10 protein-coding genes and 1 pseudogene are annotated in these 18,775 nt (G+C 66.1%); 10 read left to right on the forward strand and 1 reads right to left on the reverse strand.

Features of this window, described 5'->3' with window-relative positions; genetic code table 11:
* Positions 1-349: 349 nt before the first annotated feature.
* The 10 genes and pseudogenes from JFV30_RS11945 to JFV30_RS11985 all read left to right on the forward strand — a co-directional run bounded on the left by JFV30_RS11945 (position 350) and on the right by JFV30_RS11985 (position 17,906).
* Positions 350-2,002, forward strand: coding sequence for a (2,3-dihydroxybenzoyl)adenylate synthase (locus JFV30_RS11945; RefSeq protein WP_201123890.1), 1,653 nt, complete (start codon positions 350-352; stop codon positions 2,000-2,002).
* Positions 1,995-3,743 carry an ATP-binding cassette domain-containing protein gene (locus JFV30_RS11950; RefSeq protein WP_201123893.1) on the forward strand — a complete coding sequence of 583 codons (1,749 nt, stop codon included), beginning with the start codon at positions 1,995-1,997 and terminating at the stop codon, positions 3,741-3,743. Before JFV30_RS11945 ends, JFV30_RS11950 begins: the two co-directional genes overlap by 8 nt.
* Complete coding sequence (locus tag JFV30_RS11955; protein WP_201123896.1) at positions 3,740-5,503, forward strand: ABC transporter ATP-binding protein; 1,764 nt, start codon at positions 3,740-3,742, stop codon at positions 5,501-5,503. The genes JFV30_RS11950 and JFV30_RS11955 overlap by 4 nt, the downstream gene beginning before the upstream one ends.
* A 60-nt stretch (positions 5,504-5,563) precedes the next feature.
* On the forward strand, positions 5,564-8,899 hold the full coding sequence (locus tag JFV30_RS11960) for an amino acid adenylation domain-containing protein (RefSeq protein WP_342215096.1): 3,336 nt from the start codon (positions 5,564-5,566) through the stop codon (positions 8,897-8,899).
* Positions 8,889-14,315 (forward strand): annotated as a pseudogene (locus JFV30_RS33505) (AMP-binding protein); the annotation flags it as partial. The gene JFV30_RS11960 and the pseudogene JFV30_RS33505, both read left to right, overlap by 11 nt.
* Entirely contained in the window at positions 14,315-15,403 is a 1,089-nt protein-coding gene (locus JFV30_RS11970) for a saccharopine dehydrogenase NADP-binding domain-containing protein (protein WP_201123899.1), read from the forward strand. The pseudogene JFV30_RS33505 and the gene JFV30_RS11970, both read left to right, overlap by 1 nt.
* On the forward strand, positions 15,400-15,867 hold the full coding sequence (locus tag JFV30_RS33420) for a thioesterase II family protein (RefSeq protein WP_274610273.1): 468 nt from the start codon (positions 15,400-15,402) through the stop codon (positions 15,865-15,867). Before JFV30_RS11970 ends, JFV30_RS33420 begins: the two co-directional genes overlap by 4 nt.
* Before the next feature lie 7 nt (positions 15,868-15,874).
* Positions 15,875-16,177 carry a thioesterase II family protein gene (locus tag JFV30_RS33425; protein ID WP_274610274.1) on the forward strand — a complete coding sequence of 101 codons (303 nt, stop codon included), beginning with the start codon at positions 15,875-15,877 and terminating at the stop codon, positions 16,175-16,177.
* Positions 16,178-16,189: 12 nt separating this feature from the next.
* A complete protein-coding gene (locus tag JFV30_RS11980) occupies positions 16,190-16,504 on the forward strand; it encodes an isochorismate lyase (RefSeq protein WP_010169498.1) in 315 nt (104 codons plus the stop codon).
* Complete coding sequence (locus JFV30_RS11985; protein WP_201123900.1) at positions 16,497-17,906, forward strand: isochorismate synthase; 1,410 nt, start codon at positions 16,497-16,499, stop codon at positions 17,904-17,906. The genes JFV30_RS11980 and JFV30_RS11985 overlap by 8 nt, the downstream gene beginning before the upstream one ends.
* 47 nt (positions 17,907-17,953) lie before the next feature.
* Here the strand turns inward: JFV30_RS11985 and efeO are convergent, their stop codons facing one another.
* On the reverse strand, positions 17,954-18,772 hold the full coding sequence (gene efeO, locus JFV30_RS11990; RefSeq protein WP_029615831.1) for an iron uptake system protein EfeO: 819 nt from the start codon (positions 18,770-18,772) through the stop codon (positions 17,954-17,956).
* Between the last annotated feature and the right edge of the window lie 3 nt (positions 18,773-18,775).

Genomic DNA, 18,775 nt, shown 5'->3' on the forward strand with positions numbered 1-18,775 from the left:
GGACTCCCTGTGAACCGGAAAAGAGGGCCATACGCTAGCAGGAAATTTCTTACCTGTAATTAAGAATGATTATCCTTTAGCGAAAAGCACCGATCCCGTCTCATCGCTGCAAGCCGCTGAAAACGGCGCTGTTGCGCAATCAAAAGAAAAAGCCGCGCAAACGAATGTCCTGCCGGTTGCCGTGCTGCGGCTTTTGCCTATTAATAATCACTCTCATTTCCGCAGCCCTTGGCGACTCATGGATGAACCGCTCAATGCCCCATTCTCCCTAGCCTTTTTCACCCTTGCCCCGCAGGCCTTTTGTTCACGGCAACGGCCCCTTATTGCCGAAAAAAACTCTGGAGACCCCATGACTTTCAACGATGACTGCCCCGATTGGCCCCAGGCATTTGCGAAGCGTTACCGCGACGCCGGCTACTGGCGCGACGAGACCTTTGGCGATCTGCTGCGCAACGCTGCCCAGGCCTTTGGCGACCGTGAAGCGATCACCGACGGAGCGCTGCGGGTGAGCTATCGCCAACTCGATCAACGCGTCGATCAACTGGCCAACGGGTTGTCCCGGCTGGGGTTGGTGGCGGGGGACAACGTGGTGGTGCAACTGCCGAACTGCGTGGGATTTGTCGAAGTGTGCTTCGCTCTGTATCGCCTTGGCGTACGGCCAATCTTCGCCTTGCCGGCCCACCGTCATCTGGAAATCGGCCGCTTCTGCGAGTTTGCCCAGGCCAGGGCGTACCTGTGCGCCGATGTCACGGCGGGCTTTGATTATCGCGCCATGGCGCGGGGTTTGAAGGCTGCCCATGCGGATCTTGCGTGGGTGATTGTGGCGGGCGAAGCCGAAGAGTTCACCGCACTCGAAGACCTCTATCTGGACACCCCACACCTATCCTTTTGCGCACCGGCGGCCGACGCAGTGGCCTGTTTCCAATTGTCCGGCGGCTCTACGGGCGTGCCGAAACTGATCCCTCGGCGCCACCACGAATACCTCTACAACGTACGGGCCAGCGCCGAGCGTTGCGGCCTGACCGAGGCCACGGTGTACCTCGCCGCATTGCCGATGGCCCACAACTTTCCCATGTGCTGCCCGGGGTTTATGGGCACCTTGCTGATGGGCGGCCGCGTGGTCTTGAGCCCCTCACCCAGCGCCGAAACCTGCTTTGCGCTGATCGAACAGGAACGCGTGACCCACACCGCATTGGTGCCGCCACTGGTACTGGTCTGGCTGGACGCTGCCCAGGCCCGGGGGCAGGGCTTGCCGGGCCTGCAACTGTTGCAGGTGGGCGGTGCCAAGCTGAGCTTCGAGGCAGCCCGGCGTGTGGAGCCCACTCTCGGCTGCCGCCTGCAGCAAGTGTTCGGCATGGCCGAAGGGCTGATTTGCTACACCGACCCCAACGACCCGCCGCAACGGGCCTTGCACACCCAGGGCAAACCGCTGTCCCCGGCCGATGAAATCCGGGTGGTGGACGACAACGAACAGGACGTGCCCCAGGGCCAGGTTGGCCAGTTGCTCACCCGTGGCCCGTACACGATTCGCGGTTACTACCGCCACCCGACGCACAACGCCCAGGCCTTCACCACCGACGGTTTCTACCGCACCGGTGACCGGGTGATGCTCACCGCCGACGGCTACCTGATGGTCGAAGGTCGTGACAAGGACGTGATCAACCGGGGCGGCGAAAAGATTGCCGCCGAAGAGGTGGAAAACCTCCTGCTCAGCCATCCCGCCGTGGCCGATGTGGCATTGGTGGCGATGCCCGACGCCTACCTCGGCGAGCGCACCTGCGCCTTCGTGATTCCCCGTGGCACCGCACCGCGCCCGCCGGAGCTGCTGCGCCATTTGCGTGAGCAAGGGCTTGCCGCCTTCAAGCTGCCGGACCGCTTCGAGTTTATCCCGGGGTTCCCGCAGACCGGCGTGGGCAAGGTCAGTCGCAAGCACCTGCGGGAGGCCATCCAACAGCTGTATTTCGGGGCGAAAACCCCTGAGGGAAGTGCCGCCCGTGGCTGATAACAATCCGCTGCACACGCTGCTTGCCCCCGTACGTGGCCGGCTGATCGGCGCCATGCTGCTGCAGGCCCTGGCGACCTTGATCGGCTTGCTGCCGTTGATCGCGGTGGCGGAGCTGGCGCCGTCGTTGCTGGAGGGCAAGCTCGACCTGCAGGACGGGTTCTGGTGGTTGCTGGCCGGCGCGGGCGCCTTGCTGTTGCGCATGCTCGGGTTGGCGGCGGCCTTGCAGATGACCCACTTGGCCGACAGCGACCTGCAACGCCAGATTCGCCAGCGCCTGGCGGCGCATTTGTCGCGGGTGCCACTGGCCTGGTTCAGTGCCCGTGGCGGGCAAAAAGTCGACCGCGTATTGCTCGATGATGTAGGCGCCCTGCATCAACTGGTGGCGCACCTGCCGAACAACCTCGCCGCCGCACTGGTGGCGCCACTGGCCTGCCTGCTGTACCTGCTGACGGTGAGTGTGCCGATGACCGTTGTGGTGCTGCTGCCACCGGTGGTTGCGCTATGGCGCCTGCGGGCGTTGCGCTCCCGGGCTTATCGGGATGACCAGAAAGCACTCGGCGCGGCGCTGGGCAACCTGTCCCAGGCCACCCAGCAGTTCGTGCAGAGCATCGCCATGGTCAAGTCGTTCGGCCGGGCTGATCGGGTGCAGTCGAAGTTTTTCGCGGCGGTCGAACGTTTTGCCGGTTTCTTTTCCTGCTGGGCCCAGCGCTGGGCCGGGCTTGGGGCGAGTGTCGAGGTGCTGCTTTCGCCGTTGCTGGTGTTGGCCCTGGTGCTGCTGGGCGGTGCGCTGTTGGTAGGGAGCGGCTGGCTGCTGCCGGTGCAATTGCTGCCATTCCTGTTGCTGGGCCCAGCGCTGGCGGCGCCGGTCGCGGCCCTCGGGCATGGTGCGGACGCGCTGGTGCAAGGCCGCATGGCCGCCAGCCGGATCGCTGCGGTGCTGAACAGTGCGACGTTGCCGCAACCCCGCGAGTCTCGCGAACCTCAAGGGCGGCAGGTCAGCTTTGAGCGGGTGGACTTTGGTTATCCCGATGGCACCCAGGTGCTGCAGGGCATTGACCTGGATTTGCCACCCGGCACGCTGACCGCCCTGGTGGGTGATTCGGGTGCCGGCAAATCCACCCTTGCCACCTTGCTGGCACGCTTTGCCGACGTGAGCGCCGGGTCGATTCGCATCGGCGGCGTCGACCTGCGGGACATGCACAGTGCGGCGCTGTACCGCCAGGTCGCCTTTGTGTTCCAGGACGTGCGCCTGCTGCGCACCAGCGTCCTCGACAACCTGCGCCTGGCACGCCCCGAAGCCACGCTGCCCGAGGTGGAAACCGCCGCCCGGGCCGCGCAGATTCACCAGCGCATCCTCGCGTTGCCCAAGGGGTATCACACGGTGCTCGGTGCCGGCGTGCAACTGTCCGGCGGGGAAGTGCAGCGCCTGGTCATTGCCCGGGCCATGCTCAGTGAAGCGCCGATCCTGATCCTCGATGAAGCCACCGCCGCCAGTGACCCGGAATCCGAAGCCGCGATCCAGCAGGCCCTGTCACGCCTCGCCCGTGGGCGCACGGTGCTGGTGATCGCCCACCGCTTGAGCAGCATCCAGGACGCCGACCAGATCGTGGTGCTGCAAGGCGGGCGGATTGTCGAGCGCGGCACCCATCATGGCTTGCTGGACCAGCAGGGCGCCTACGCCGGGCTATGGGCGGCCGAACAGTTCTCGGCGACAGCGCTGAAGAGGGCACGGGCATGATTCGCGCCCTGTTACGCAGCCTGCAACCCCGTGAAGCCGGCCTGGTGCAGCGCGCGCTGATGGCAATGGCGTTGAGTGCGCTGGCCCAGGGCGCGGCACTGGCCCTGTTGCCGATGGCCTTTGCCCAATGGTTCGGCACCGCCACGCCCTGGGCCTGGGCCTGGGCCCTTGGCTTCACCGGCATGGCAGTGCTGTGCCTGTGGTTGCGCCGGTATGCCCAACTGGCGGGCTATAGCGCCGGTGCCGAGGCGGCCCAGGCGTTGAACCGGCGTATCGGTGAAAAGCTGGTGCAACTGCCGCTGGAATGGTTTGTGGAACGGCGCAGCGCGGAGCTGAATCGGCTGGTGACCCACACCGTGCTGCAAATCATGAGCACCCCGGCACACCTGCTGCAACCCATGGCCAATGCGCTGTTAACGCCCCTGGCGCTGCTGCTGGCGCTGTTTTTCTACGACCGCTCCATGGCGCTGGCCGCACTGGCTGCGTTGCCCTTGTTGGTGCTGGTGTACCACTGGGGCGTGCGGTGGGGCGGGCAGGCCGAAGCGCTGAGCGAAGCCGCAGCCAATGAAGCGGCAGCGCGGGTGATGGAGTTTCTGCGCCAGCAACCGTTGCTGCGTTCCAGCGGGCGCACCGGGCAAGGGTTCGACTTGCTCACCGAGGCCCTGGCCCAGCAGCAACAGGCCCAGCGTCACGCCCACTGGCGAACCTTTCCTGCTGCGTTGGGCCTGGCCGTGGTGTTGCAGGCCGGCTACAGCGCCATTCTGTTAGGCGGCCTGTATGCCGTGTTGGGTGGCACCCTCGACCCGGCGAAGTTCCTCGCGCTGGCGATTCTCGCCACCTGCCTGGTGGAGCCGATGGGCGCGCTGGTCAATCTCGGTACCACCTTGCGCCAGACCCGCCACGCGTTGAATCGCCTGCGCCATCTGCTGCAAATGCCGGGTTTGCCTGAGCCGCTTGAGCCTCAATCTGCCAAAGGTTTCGACGTGCAGGTGCAAGACGTCGGCCTGGTACGCCACGGGCAGCCGGTGTTGCAGGGCATCACGTTCACGCTGCAAGAGCGTTCGCTGAACCTGGTGGTGGGCGCGTCCGGCTCCGGCAAGTCCAGCCTGTTGCGCGTGTTGGCGCGCTTCAGCGATGTCAGCAGCGGGGCGATCTGCCTGGGTGGTGTCGACCTGCGGCAACAGTCGGCACTGGCCCGGGATACCCAGGTCGCCCTGATGTTCCAGGACAGCCCGCCATTGCCGGCCAGCCTGCTGGACAACCTGCTGCTGGGGCGCCCCGACGCCCGCGAAGAGCAATGGCAGCACGCCGCCCGCGCCACGGGGCTGGACCGCCTCGCCGAACGCCTGCCCCAGGGCTGGCAGACCCTGCTGGGAGATCAGGGCGTGAGCCTGTCCGGGGGCGAACGCCAATGCCTGGCGTTGTCGCGGGTGCTGCTCAAGGACGCGTCGCTGATCCTGCTGGATGAGCCGACGGTGGCCCTCGACGCCATCAGCGAGGCCCGGGTCAATCGCACCCTGTTGCAACTGGCCCGCCAGCACACCGTGGTGCTGGTCACCCACAAGCCGACGCTGGCGCCCCATGCCGACCAGATTCTGCTGCTCGACCACGGCCAATTGGCCCAGGTCGGCCGCCATGACGCGTTGATGGCCGTGCCCGGCCGTTACCGCGAGTTGTTCCACGAGCGCGAAGCGATCAATCGCTGGCGCTTGCGTCCAGACCCTACCGTTCCCCAAAGGACCGTCCCCCATGACCGATAACCCAGCACTGGCATGCGTTCATCCTTCACCCGGCGGCCTCGCACACAGCCCCGAGGCGCTGTGCGCCGGTGTCGCGCAGTTGCTCAACTATGCCCCCAGGACCTGGAGCCCGACGCCTCGCTGATCGAGCAAGGCCTGGATTCGGTGAGCATGATGCGCCTGCCGGCGTTGCTCGCCCGCGAAGGTGTGCAGGTGAGCTTTGCCGAACTGATTGAGCAGCCTACCCTTGAGGCCTGGTGGGCCCTGATCGATGGCCGTCGCGGCCCGCCGGCCCACCTCAAGCCCGTTGCCACTGACAGCGATTTCCCGCTCACGCCCTTGCAGCAGGCCTACTGGTTTGGCCGCGACCCGGCCATGCCGTTGGGCGGCGTCGGCTGCCACCTGTATCAGGAGCTGGACGGGCCTCAGGTTGATGCGCAACGCCTTGAGCACGCGGTGGTGCGCCTGACCCAACGCCATCCGATGCTGCGCGCCTGTTTCCCCACGGCCACCTGCCAACGCATCCTGCCGGTGAGCCCATGGCCCGGGTTGACCGTGCATGAATTGCCGGATGCGCTGGCCCTGCGCGAGCGCCTGGCCCACCGTTGCCTGGAGGTGCGGCGGGGCGAAGTGTTCGATGTGCAACTGAGCCACTTGCCCAACGGCCGCAGCCGGGTGCACTTGAACATCGATTTGCTGGTGGCGGACGTGTTGAGTATCAGCGTGCTGCTGCGGGATCTCGCGCTGATCTACAGCGGGCAGGAAGCGCAACTGCCACGCCTCGAATGGGATTTTGCGCACTACCTGAGTGCCACCCGAACCACCGATGCGGGCGCACGTGACTACTGGTTGCAGCGCCTCGATGATTTGCCCGACGGCCCGCAACTGCCCCTGGCGCAGGAGCCGCAGTCACTCGGCGCGCCGCGCTTTCGTCGCCTGGCGATGCGCCTCGGCCGTGCCCAGTTGCATGCCCTCGAAGACCAGGCGCGGCAACACGGTCTGACCCTGGCCAGCGTATTGTGCTGCGCCTATGCCCAAGTGCTGGCCCGTTGGAGCGCCAGCCAGCATTTCCTGTTGAACGTGCCGCTGTTCAATCGCCAGGAACTGCACCCCTGCGTGCCGCACCTGCTGGCCGACTTTTCCAACCTGGTGCTGCTGGAGGTCGACCAGCGCCAGGCAGGTTCTTTCGCGCAACAGGCGCAAACCCTGCAACGCCAGTTGCACCGCGATATTGCCCACAGTGCCTGGCCCGGTGTGGAGGTGCTGCGTGAGTTGTCCCGCACCCGGCAAGGCGGCGCACCGGTGGTGTTTGCCTGCAACCTCGGCGAAGCATTTGTCGACGCCACCTGCCGAGAACACCTGGGGGAACCGGGTTGGGCGTTGTCGCAAACACCCCAGGTGTGGCTCGATCACCAGAGCTACCCGCTGCCCGACGGCCTGCTGCTGAACTGGGACGCGGTGGACGCGCTGTTCCCCGAAGGCCTGCTGGATGAAATGTTCGCTGCCTATGGCGACCTGCTGGCGTGGTTGTGCACCGGTGACTGGCGCCAACCCGCGCCGCTGCCGTTGCCGCACGCCCAGCAACAGGTGCGCACCGCGGTCAATCACACGCCCTGGGCCTATGACGAAGGGCTGCTGCACGCAGGCTTTTTCCAGCAGGCGCGCCTGCACCCGCAACGGGTAGCGCTGATCACCGAGGAAGGTGAACTGAGCTACGCCGAGCTGGCAACCGAGGCCTTGCACGTGGCGGGAGCCCTCGGCCAGTGGGGGATCGAAACGGGCGATGCGGTGGCGATTACCTTGCCCAAGGGCCAGGCGCAAATCATTGCGGTGCTCGGCGTATTGGCAGCGGGCGCGGTGTATGTACCGGTGGGCATCGAACAGCCCGCAGCCCGTCGCGACATGATTTATCAGCGAGCCGGGGCCAAGGTGGTGATCACCGATGCGGCCCACCGCGATCGCGGTGTTTGGCTGGCAGACCTGCAAGTGGTGGACCTGGCCCAGGCCCGCTCGGCCACGCCCCTGAAGCAGCCGGTCGAGGTCTCACCGGAGGCGCTGGCCTATGTGATTTTCACCTCCGGCACCACCGGCGAACCCAAGGGCGTGGAGGTGTCCCATCAAGCGGCGCTGAACACCGTCGAGGCGATCAACCGGCGTTATCAGGTGTGCGCGCAGGACCGCGTGCTCGGCGTGTCCGCCCTCGATTTCGACCTGTCGGTGTACGACCTGTTTGGCCTGTTGAGCGTCGGTGGCGCGGTGGTGCTGCCGGCGGATGCCTGCCGCAAGGAACCGTCTGAATGGCTGCGCCTGGTGCGCCAGCAACGGGTAACCCTGTGGAACTCGGTACCGGCCCTGCTCGACATGCTGACCCTCAAGGCCCGCGAGCCGAATGCCCTGGCCGGACTGCGGCTGGCGATGGTCTCGGGCGATTGGGTCGGGCTGGACCTGCCGCGCCGCTTGCGCGTGGCTGCCGGCGAAAGCACCCGGTTTGCCGCCCTCGGAGGCGCCACCGAAGCGGCAATCTGGTCCAACGTCCAGGACGTCGACGACGTGCCCGCGCACTGGCGCTCGATCCCCTACGGCAAGCCCCTGGATAACCAGTGCTTCCGGGTGGTCGACAGCCAGGGCCGCGATTGCCCGGATTGGGTGGCGGGGGAATTGTGGATCGGCGGGGCCGGGGTTGCCCAAGGCTACCGCGGCCTGGCGCACCTCAGCGCCCAGCGGTTCGTCGAGCAGGCCGGGCAGCGCTGGTACCGCACCGGTGATCAGGGCCGCTACTGGCCCGACGGCACCCTCGAATTTCTCGGGCGCATGGACCACCAGGTGAAGGTCCGGGGTTTCCGCATCGAACTCAGTGAAATCGACATAGCCCTGGAGCGCCATCCGGCCGTCAGTCGCGCGGTCACCCTGGTACTGCCGGGTGCCGACCCGCAACTGGCAGCGGCCCTGACGGGCGACGCGGTGCCGGATGCCGACGCCATGCACCAGTGGCTGTGCCAATGGCTGCCGGAACACATGCTGCCGGACCACTGGCTGAACCTCAGCGAACTGCCCCTGAGCGCCAACGGCAAGGTCGACCGCGCCGCCCTGTTGTGGCTGGTGCAGGAGCAACGCCAGGGCGCCAAACCCGAGAGTGAAGACGCGCCTCAAGGCGAAGCCGAGCAACTGCTGGCCGGGCTTTGGCGCGAGCTGCTCGACATTCCGCTGGTGGGGCGCCATCAGGGCTTCTTCGCCCTCGGCGGCAACAGCTTGTTGGCGGCGCGCCTGATCGAACGGATTGCCCGGCAGTTCGACGTCGAACTGTCGCTGAAAGACTTTTTCAACGCGGCCACCGTCGCCCGCCAGGCCCAATGGCTGGCCGCCCGACGGGAACAGGACCACGTCAACCGGAACGCAATGGTGGAGGGTGCGCTATGACACTGCAGCAACTGCAACAGGAACTCGAGGCACTGGGTGTGGAACTCTGGGAAGAGCAGGGCCGCCTGCGCTATCGGGCGCCGGCCGGGGTGATGGACGAAGACCGCTTGCAACAACTGCGCGAGCACAAGGATGCGCTGTTGCAACAGCTGATGGAACCGGCGATGCCCACCGTCTCGGCGGACCTGGCCGCCCGCAGCGAACCGTTCCCGCTGACCGACGTGCAGGCTGCCTACCTGATGGGCCGCACCCAGGCGTTCAGCTATGGCGGGGTGGCCTGTCATGGGTACCTGGAATTTGAGCTCGAGGAACTCGACCCGGCGCGCCTGGAGCAGGCGTGGAACCATCTGGTAGCCCGTCACGACATGCTGCGGGCGGTGGTGCTGGAAGACGGCTACCAACAAATCCTGCCCCAGGTGCCGCATTACCTGATCGCCCGGCACGACCTGCGCGACGACGATGGCCAGGGGTTGGCGGCGTTGCGCGAGCGCATGGAAATCCGCCAGGCCTCGCCCCGGCAGTGGCCGCTGATCGAGTTGTGCGTGAGCCAGGGCCGTGAGCATGCGCGTCTGCACCTGTCAGTGGACTTGCTGGTATGCGACTACCAGAGCGTGCGCATGCTGCTGGCCGAGTTGCAGCAGGTTTACCGGGGCGAAGCCTTGCCGTCGGCAGCCCCCATCAGTTTTCGCGACTACGTGTTGGGTGAACGCCGCCTGCGCGAGCAGCCGCGCTACCAGCGTGACCGCCAGTATTGGTGGGCGCGGGTCGACAGCCTGCCCGGCGCCCCGGAATTGCCGATGATGGGCGCACCCAGCGGCCCGCGTTTCGAGCGTCGCGCCCTGAGCCTGGAGGCCCGGGATTTCAACGCCCTGCGCCTGAATGCGGCGGCCGCCGGTGTGGGGGTGTCGGCCGCGATTCTCGCCTGCTATGCCGAGACCCTGGGGCGCTGGAGCCGCAAGGGGCATTTCTGCCTGAGCCTGACCTTGCTCAATCGCCTGTCGCTGCACCCGCAGGTCGACCGGCTGGTGGGGGATTTCAGCTCGGTGGAACTGCTGGAAGTCCAGACCTTGCAAGGCGGCAGTTTCGGCGAACGCAGCCAGCAGTTGCAGGAGCGCCTGTGGCAGGACATGGACCACCGCCTGTGTTCCGGCATCGAAGTACTGCGCGAACTGGCGCGGCGCAAAGGCCGTGAGGCGGCCTTGATGCCCTATGCCTTCACCAGCACCCTCGGCGCCGGCGGTGAAAGTGGCGGCGGGGCGTTCATGCCCGGCTCACGCCTGGTACATGGCATCAGCCAGACCCCGCAGGTGCTGATCGACTGCCAGGTCAGCGAGCGCGACAGTGGCCTGTACATCAATTGGGACATTCGCCAGGGCGTGTTCAATGACGAGATGCTGGAGGCGATGTTCGACACCTTCGAACGCCTGCTCAAGCGCCTGGCCCGTGAACCCTCGGCCTGGACCCTGGACGACTGCCTGGAACTGCCGGCGCCCCAACGGCTGGTGCGGGAGCTGATCAACCAGACCGCGCAGCCGATTCCGCCGGGTTTGCTGCATGAACCGTTCTTTCGCCAGGCCCAGGTAGCACCACACCGCATCGCCCTGATCCAGGGTTCACGGCCACTCACCTACGCGCAACTGGCAGGCCGCGCCGAAGCGATTGCCGAGCAGTTGCTGGACGCCGGCTGCCAGCCCGGTGAGCGGGTGGCGGTGTGCATGGACAAGGGCATCGACCAAGTGGTGGCCGTGCTCGGAATTTTGCGCGCCGGCGCGGCCTACCTGCCGCTGGACACCAACCAGCCTGCGGCACGCCGCGCGCTGATTATTGAAAATGCCGACGTCAGCCGGGTGCTCAGCCAGTCGTGGTTGAGCGCGGACCTGATGTGGCCTGCCCAGGTGACTCAGTGCCTGCAAGTCGACCAGGCGGGCACTGCCGCCACCCGTGAGCTGCCCACGCCAAGCGTGACACCGCAACAGCTGGCCTACGTGATCTACACCTCCGGCTCCACCGGCATTCCCAAAGGCGTGATGATCAACCACCAGGCGGCCCTCAACACCGTGGTCGATATCAACCAGCGCTTCGCCATCGGCGCCGAAGACCGGGTGCTCGCCCTGGCCAGCCTGGGGTTCGATCTGTCGGTGTACGACATCTTCGGCCTGCTGGCGGTGGGGGCGCGCTGGTGCTGCCCGACGCCGGCCGCCGGGCTGATCCGTCCCACTGGGCGGCGTGCGCCCGCGAGCATGGCGTGACCCTGTGGAACTCGGTGCCCGCGCAGTTGCAGATGCTGACCCATTACCTGCAAGCGGTCCCCGCAGCGGCACCGCACAGCCTGCGCCTGGCGCTGTTGTCCGGCGACTGGATCCCGCTGAATCTGCCCGCCGAGATCGGTGCGTTGCTGCCCACGCTGCAACTGATCAGCCTGGGCGGCGCGACGGAGGCGGCGATCTGGTCGATTGCCTATCCGATCACCGAGGTGGACGCGCAATGGCGCAGCATTCCCTACGGCGCGCCGCTGGCCAACCAACGTTTCATGGTGCTCGACGAGCAGGGACGTGACCGTCCGCAGGGCGTTGCGGGTGAGCTGTTTATCGCCGGCAGCGGCCTGGCCATGGGGTACCTGGGGGACGCTGAGAAAACCGCCGAGCGCTTTATCGAGCACGCCCACAGTGGCGAGCGTCTGTACCGCACCGGCGATCTGGGTCGGTACCTGGAAAACGGGCTGATCGAATTCCTTGGCCGTGAGGATTTCCAGGTCAAGGTGCGCGGCCATCGCATCGAGTTGGCGGAAGTCGAGAGTGCGTTGCTCAGCCATCCCAATGTGGAGTCGGCCGTGGTAGTCGCCGCGGGCGAAGGCGCGTTCGAGCGGCGTTTGCAGGCCTGTGTGCGCGGCACGCTGCGCGATACGCCATTGCCTTGGCCTGCCCGGTTGGCACCCAACGCCCTGGCGGCGGCCAACGGGGTGAAAGGCCAATTGACCGAAGTGCTGATCACGCAAATGTCCGATTGCGTCGAGCGTGCCGCGCTGCTGTCCATGGGCCTGGCCCTACAACGGCCGGGGCTGTTTGATCAACCGGGCGTCGAGCATGACCTGGCGCAGGTCATGACGGCATGCGAGGTCGCGCCCCGCAATGAACGGCTGATCCGTCGCTGGCTGCAAGCCCTGCACCGCGAGCAACTGGTGGACCAGAATCCACACACCGGCGCCTATTCGTCACTGCGGGTCTCGGGCGCCGAGTACCGTCAACTGTGGCAACGCATCGAGGCCCTTGAACCCAGTGTGGGCTGGGGCGCTGAAGTGCTGCGTTACCTGCGCGAGAGCCAGGAGCAACTGCCGGCACTGATGAGCGACCGGCTCGACCCGTTGCACCTGCTGTTCCCCGAAGGCCGCACCGACACCGCCGAAGGTGCCTACCGCAAGAACCTGATCAGCCAGTACCTGAACCAGGCGGTGTGCGCAGCCGTGCAGGAAATCGCCGCGCTGCAACCGGCGGGCCAGCGCCTGCGCCTGTTGGAAATCGGCGCCGGCGTGGGCGGCACCAGCGCCGACCTGATTCCGGCCCTGGACGGCTTGGCGGTGGACTACCGGTTCACCGACCTGTCGCAGTTCTTCCTCAACGAAGCACGGGAGCATTTTGTCGAGTTTCCGTGGGTCAGCTACGGGCTGTTTGACCTGAACCTCGATCATTGGGGCCAAGGCATCGCCGCCAATTCCCTGGATGTGATCCTGTGTGCCAACGTGCTGCACAACTCGCGGCACGCCAGCCGGGTCCTGGCCCGGTTGCGGGAAATGCTTGCACCCGGCGGCTGGCTGATCTTTATCGAGGCCACGCGCGACACCTACCAGATCATGGCGTCCATGGAGTTCAAGGAGGGCCTGACCGCGTTCGAGGATTTCCGCGCCGAACAGGACACCACGTTCATCCGCCGCGAGCAGTGGCACCAGCTGTTGCAGGAGGCCGGCGCGCAGACGCCGCTGTGCCTGCCTGCGGCAGACGATGCCATGTCGCAGATCGGCCAGCACTTGTTTATCACGCGCTTCAAGACCGACCGCCACACCCTCGAACCCGAGGCGTTGCGCGCGCATCTGGGCCAGCGTTTGCCGGACTACATGGTGCCCACCGAATGGCGGGTGCTGGATGAAATGCCGTTGACGGCCAACGGCAAGGTCGACCGCCAGGCCCTCGCCAACCTGGGCATTGCCCAGGCCACGCAACAGGCCAACAGCGGCGCCGCGCCGCTGGATGCGCTGGAACGCAGCATCGCCGAGGTCTGGCAAACCCTGCTGCGGGTGCCGAGCGTGGGCCGTGAGCAGGGCTTCTTTGAACTGGGTGGCGATTCATTGCTGGTGGCCCAGGTGGTTGGCCGCCTGCGGGAAAGCCTGCCCCAGGCCCGAAACGTGCCGTGGGGGGATTTACTGCGGCAGTTGATCAACCAACCGACGGTGGCCTCCCTGGCGGATTACCTGCGGGGGCAGGGCAGCGAGAGTCTTTCGCCGCTGGTGCGTATTCGTGATGAGGTGCAAGGCCCGGCGCGAATCTTTGTCCATGACGGCAGCGGCACCCTGGCACCGTATCGCGCGCTGTTTGCCGCGCTGGGGGAAGAAGCGCCACTGGAAGGGCTGGTGCTCAATGACGTACCGGGTTACCTGGCCCTGGCGCCGGCCACGGCGATTCGTGAACTGGCCGAACGTTATGCCGACACCTTGCACGCCGAAGGCCGGCGCCAGGTGAGCATCGTCGGCTATTGCCTCGGCGGATTGCTGGCGACGGAACTCGCCTCGTGCCTCGCGGCCAGGGGCATCGAGGTGCTCCAACTGACGGTGATCAGCAGCTACCGCGTGCCGTTCATGATCGAGGATGACCTGCTGGCCGAGTACGTGTTCGCCCGCGTCATGCAGGCCGACCCGCACACACTGGGTTACCCGCTGGATGAACAGGCCATGGAACGGGCGATTGCCAAGGTGCTGCGCCAGACACCCGGCCGCGTGCCCCAGGGTGCATTGCTGGCGCTGGAGGACGAGCCTGATTGCGCCACGGCCCTGGCTTGCCTGCGGGCCCTGGGACGCAAGTCGGCTGACCAGCGTTTGCAGGCGATTGCCGACGCGATGCGCCATGCGGGCTCGCAACTGAGCGACCTGGACTGGCTGCGGGAGCAATTGCAGGTGTTGCGCCACAGCCTCGCCGCCGTCGCGTTGCACCAGGCCACGCCTTACGACGGCGACATGGTGTTTATCCGCCAGTGCGGCGAGGTTCAGGTACTGCCGGGCATGCACCGGGACATGAGCCAATACTGGCAAGCCCTGTGCCTCGGGGAGTTGCAGGTTGTCGACGTGCCGGGCGACCACTTCAGCTGCATGCAGAGCCCGCAGGTCGAAGCCGTGGCCCGGGCGTTCGAGCGGCTGGCGCAGGTGGCGGCATGAACGTCGGGATTGTAGGCGGGTATGGGCATGTCGGTCGGCAGGTCGCCCGGGTGCTGGTGGGTCACTACCGCCTGCTCCTGGGCGGTCGTGACCCCGGGCAAGGCCAGCGTTTTAACCACCGGGAGTTGAACGGGCGGGCCGAGGTCCGTGAACTGGACCTGTGGGACGCCCGCAGCCTGGCAGCGTTTTGCAGCGGCTGCGAGTTGGTGATCAATTGCGCAGGGCCCAGCTACAAGGTGCTCGACCGGGTGGCACTGGCGGCCTTGGCCAGCGGCGCCGATTACCTCGATGTGGGCGGCGATGACCCGCTGCACCATGTGTTGCCCGCGCAGTTGCCACCCGGTCGTCGCGTGGTGTTGTCGGCCGGCATGTTGCCGGGGTTGTCCGGTCTGTTTCCCAAGGTGTTGGCGGCGTCCTTTGAACGTGTCGACACCGTGCGTTGCTATTCCGTCGGGCTGGGGCGGCTGTCGACAACGGCCGCCGAGGATTTTCTGTTGAGCCTGGGCAACGGCTACGGCCAGGCCTCGATGGGTTGGGCCGAGGGCCGTGCAGTCAAGTCCGCCGTGCCCGCCGATGAACACTTCGAGCGGCCCTGGCTGGTGGGCGGTGCGGTGACGGCCTATCCCTACCTCACCACCGAACAGCAGCGCCTGTTTACGGCGTTGCGGGTGCCGCAAGCGGAGGGCTACAACCTGTTCGACGGCGGGCACCTGCGAGCGGCACTGGGGCGTATCCAGGGTTCGCCGCCGGCACTCAGGCACTCGGCAGAAAACGTCGCCAGCCTGGTGCAGGCCAGTGCCCTCGACCTGGCAGGGCGCACGCCCTACCAGTTGCTCGCGGTGGAAATGGAAGGCCTGCAACACGGCGAACCTCAGCAGGCCAGCGCCTGGCTGCGTGCCGGTGATGGTTCGGCGTTGACCGGCACGGTGGCGGCCATCTGCGCGCTGCAATGGGCCCGGTTGCCCGAAGGCACGCACTACGCCGCTCAGGTGATGGACGCCGACGACTGCCTGCGCCAGGTGCTGCGCTGGTTGCCGCACACCCGGATCCACGTCACCACTGAGCTGGAGGAGGGCGTGCTATGAAAAAAGTCGCCAGCCCGTGGCTGCGGCGTTACCCGCAGCCTCACACCCCGCGTTGCCGATTGGTCTGTCTGCCCCACGCGGGCGGCAGCGCCGGATTTTTCAGTGGTTGGCAGGCGCTGTTGCCGGTCGACATTGAAGTGGTCAGCGTGCAATACCCCGGCCGCGAAGAGCGTCTGGCCGAGACCTGGCCCGGCAGCCTGGAATGGATGGCAGGCACCATTACCCGGGCGCTCTGGGACCTGTCCGACCGGCCGTTGGTGCTGTTCGGCCACAGCATGGGCGCTGCCTTGGCCTATGAGGTGACGCGGCGCCTGCACCGTCAGGGCAAGGCCCTGCAACGGCTGATTGTTTCCGCCCATCCGGCGCCTCACCGACAACGCCACAGCCAATTGCACCAGGGGCCGGATGCCGGGTTGCTGGCGGATGTGCGACGCCTGTCGGGGGGCGCCTTCGCCATTGGATGACCCCGAGATGCAGGCACTTTATCTGCCCGCGCTGCGCAATGATTACCGCCTGATCGAAACCTATCGCGGCGATATCGGCGAGCTGCTGGACGTGCCTGTGAGCGTGTGCCTGGGCACCACCGACCGCGAAGTGGATCAGGAAGAAGCCCACGCCTGGTCGGAGGTCACGCGCCAGGTCACCGACTTTCGAACCTTCGACGGCGGGCATTTTTACCTGCGCGACAGCCAGGTCGACCTGATCGAGCACCTGGAGTTGTTGCTGGGCAATCCCGCCGAACCGGCCTGGCAGTGCTGGCCGTCGACCCCATGAGCAGAGAATCCTATGAAAACACCTGAGCAGTGCACCGGACTGGAAGACGTCCGCCTGGGTATCGACACCCTGGACGAGCACATCATCCGCGCCCTCGGTCAGCGATTGGCCTATGTGAAGGCCGCGGCGCAATTCAAACCGACCGAAGCCAGCATCGCCGCCCCCGAACGGGTCGCCGCCATGCTGCCCCATCGCCGTCGCTGGGCGGAGCGCGAAGGGCTGGACCCGATGTTTGTGGTGCCGCTGTTCGCGCAGATCATCCAGTGGAATATCGACCAGCAAGTGCGCCATTGGCGCCAGCAGCATCAAGGAGCCGAGCATGAGTGAGCGTCTGCCGGGATTGCTTCAGGCGCTGACCCAGGGCGAAACCCTGGCGCGCGATAAGGGCGCCGCGGTGCTGGTGGTCTTCAGCCTGGCCTGGGAGCGCCTGGACCCGCTGCGGCTGTTCGCCGCCAACCGCCAGGTGCTCGGGCAGAGCCTGTTCTGGTCCAGCGACCGGGGCGCCATGGGCGTGGCCGGGTTTGGCTGCACCGAAGAAATCAGCCCCGGGGTGGATGATCGATTCAACGCGAGCGCCCTGGCGTGGCAAGCGCTGCTGAGCCAGGCCCACCGGGTGGGGCCGCGCCAACCGTTGCTGTGCGGCGGTTTTGCCTTCGACCCGCAGGGGCCGCGTTCGCTCAAATGGCAGTCGTTTGCCGCAACGTCCCTGGTGCTGCCACGCATCCTGCTGCTGCGCGAGGCCGAGCAACACCATGTGATCTTCAGCCAATGGCTGGAGCCGGGGGCCGACGCCGAGCGTTGCGCCCGGAGCCTGGAAGCCCAGTGGGCCCTGCTGTTGTCGCGCTACGCCAGTGCACCCCGCCAGGAGATTCCCCTCGGCATCCCCAATGACGAAAACGTCATCAGTGCCCGGCAGTGGCAGGACAGCGTGGCGATGGCCGTGCAGCGCATCAACGCCGGTGACCTGCGCAAGGTGGTGCTGGCCCGCGAAGTACGGCTGTGTACCGAGCGCACCATTCCCTGCGGCCCGCTGCTGGAAAACCTCAAGGCGGCCTATCCCCAGGCCTACCTCTTTGCGTTCAGCCGGGGTGACAGCTGCTTTCTGGGCGCCACCCCCGAGCGGCTGGTGCGCGTGGCCCGTGGCACACTGAACACGGTGGCCCTGGCGGGCACCTGTCCCCGTGGTCGCCATGAGCAACAGGACGCCGAGCTGGGCCAGGTCCTGATGGACAGCCCCAAGGACCGCCACGAACACGCCCTGGTGGTGCAAACCCTGCGCGACGCCTTGCAGCCGTATTGCGCGATGCTCGACATTGCCAGCCAACCGCAGTTGCACCGGCTGGCTAACGTGCAGCACTTGTTGACGCCGGTGATGGGCCGCTTGCATCCCCACGTGCAACTGCTGCAACTGGTTCAGGCGCTGCATCCGACGCCGGCGGTGGGCGGCCTGCCACGCCGTGAGGCAATGGCGTATATCCGCGAACACGAGCAACTCGATCGGGGCTGGTACGCCGCGCCGGTGGGCTGGATGAATGCGGAGGGGGACGGTGAATTCGCCGTGGCATTGCGTTCGGCGCTGATCCGTGGCTGTGAGGCGCACTTGTTCGCCGGCTGCGGCATTGTCGCCGAGTCGGACCCGCAGAGTGAGTACGAGGAAACCTGCCTGAAACTGCGGACCATCCGCGATGCCTTGCGGCCCTCGGGAGTGGCACAGGTGGCATCAGCCTGAAGAAGCTTCTCGCCCGGCAGGCCGGGCGAGAGTATGACGGGTGTTGATCAGTTCAGGCCAAGCTTGCCACGCAGCGTGGACAGGTCTTCTGCCAGGGTGTTAACCGGGCCAACCAGGGCTTTACGGTCGGCTTCCTTGACCTTGTCGTAGGTCTCAAAACCGCCATCCTTGGTTTTGTACTTGGCCAGGATCTTGTCCACGGTGGCGAAGTTTTTGTCGACTTTGGCAACGAACGCCTTGTCTTGCTTCTCGATCTGCGGACGGAACAGGTCGACGATTTTCTTCGCGCCGTCGATGTTGCCCTGGAAGTCATACAGGTCGGTGTGGCTGTAACGGTCTTCCTCACCGGAGATTTTGGTCGCGGCGACTTCTTCAAGCAGGGCAGCAGCACCGCCTACGACTTTTTCCGGCGGGAAGGTCAGGCCGTCCACGCGGGTTTTCAGGTCTTGTACGTCGCTGTTGAGCTTGTCAGCCAGGGCGTCCAGGCCTTTGGTGGTGTTCTCGGAGAACAGGGTGTACTCGATGCGGTGGAAGCCGGTGAAGTCTTCGGCTTTCACGCCTTTTTCGTGGTCGTCTACGCGTGAGTCGATGGAGGCGTCGAGGTCGCTGAACAGCTCGGCGATCGGCTCGATGGACTCATAGTGAACGCGGGTTGGCGCGTACAGCTTCTTGGCCGTCGCCAGGTCGCCTTTTTTCACCGCATCGGTGAACGCCTGGGTCTGGGTGACCAGCTCACCGATTTCTTCGGTGACGTAGATTTTGTAGTCCGACACCGGCCCTACCAGATCCAGTGGCGCGGTGGCGGCAAAGGCGGCCAGCGGCGAAAGGCTCATTAACAACGACAATGCGAGAGACGACTTCTTCATGGG

It is taken from the genome of Pseudomonas sp. TH32, assembly GCF_016650855.1.
Classification (GTDB): domain Bacteria; phylum Pseudomonadota; class Gammaproteobacteria; order Pseudomonadales; family Pseudomonadaceae; genus Aquipseudomonas.

Coding starts and splice junctions, on each gene's coding strand:
- JFV30_RS11945 (WP_201123890.1), top strand. CDS start 350: ATGACTTTCAACGATGACTGCCCCGATTGGCCCCAGGCATTTGCGAAG.
- JFV30_RS11955 (WP_201123896.1), top strand. CDS start 3,740: ATGATTCGCGCCCTGTTACGCAGCCTGCAACCCCGTGAAGCCGGCCTG.
- JFV30_RS11970 (WP_201123899.1), top strand. CDS start 14,315: ATGAACGTCGGGATTGTAGGCGGGTATGGGCATGTCGGTCGGCAGGTC.
- JFV30_RS33420 (WP_274610273.1), top strand. CDS start 15,400: ATGAAAAAAGTCGCCAGCCCGTGGCTGCGGCGTTACCCGCAGCCTCAC.
- JFV30_RS33425 (WP_274610274.1), top strand. CDS start 15,875: ATGCAGGCACTTTATCTGCCCGCGCTGCGCAATGATTACCGCCTGATC.
- JFV30_RS11980 (WP_010169498.1), top strand. CDS start 16,190: ATGAAAACACCTGAGCAGTGCACCGGACTGGAAGACGTCCGCCTGGGT.
- JFV30_RS11985 (WP_201123900.1), top strand. CDS start 16,497: ATGAGTGAGCGTCTGCCGGGATTGCTTCAGGCGCTGACCCAGGGCGAA.
- efeO (WP_029615831.1), bottom strand. CDS start 18,772: ATGAAGAAGTCGTCTCTCGCATTGTCGTTGTTAATGAGCCTTTCGCCG.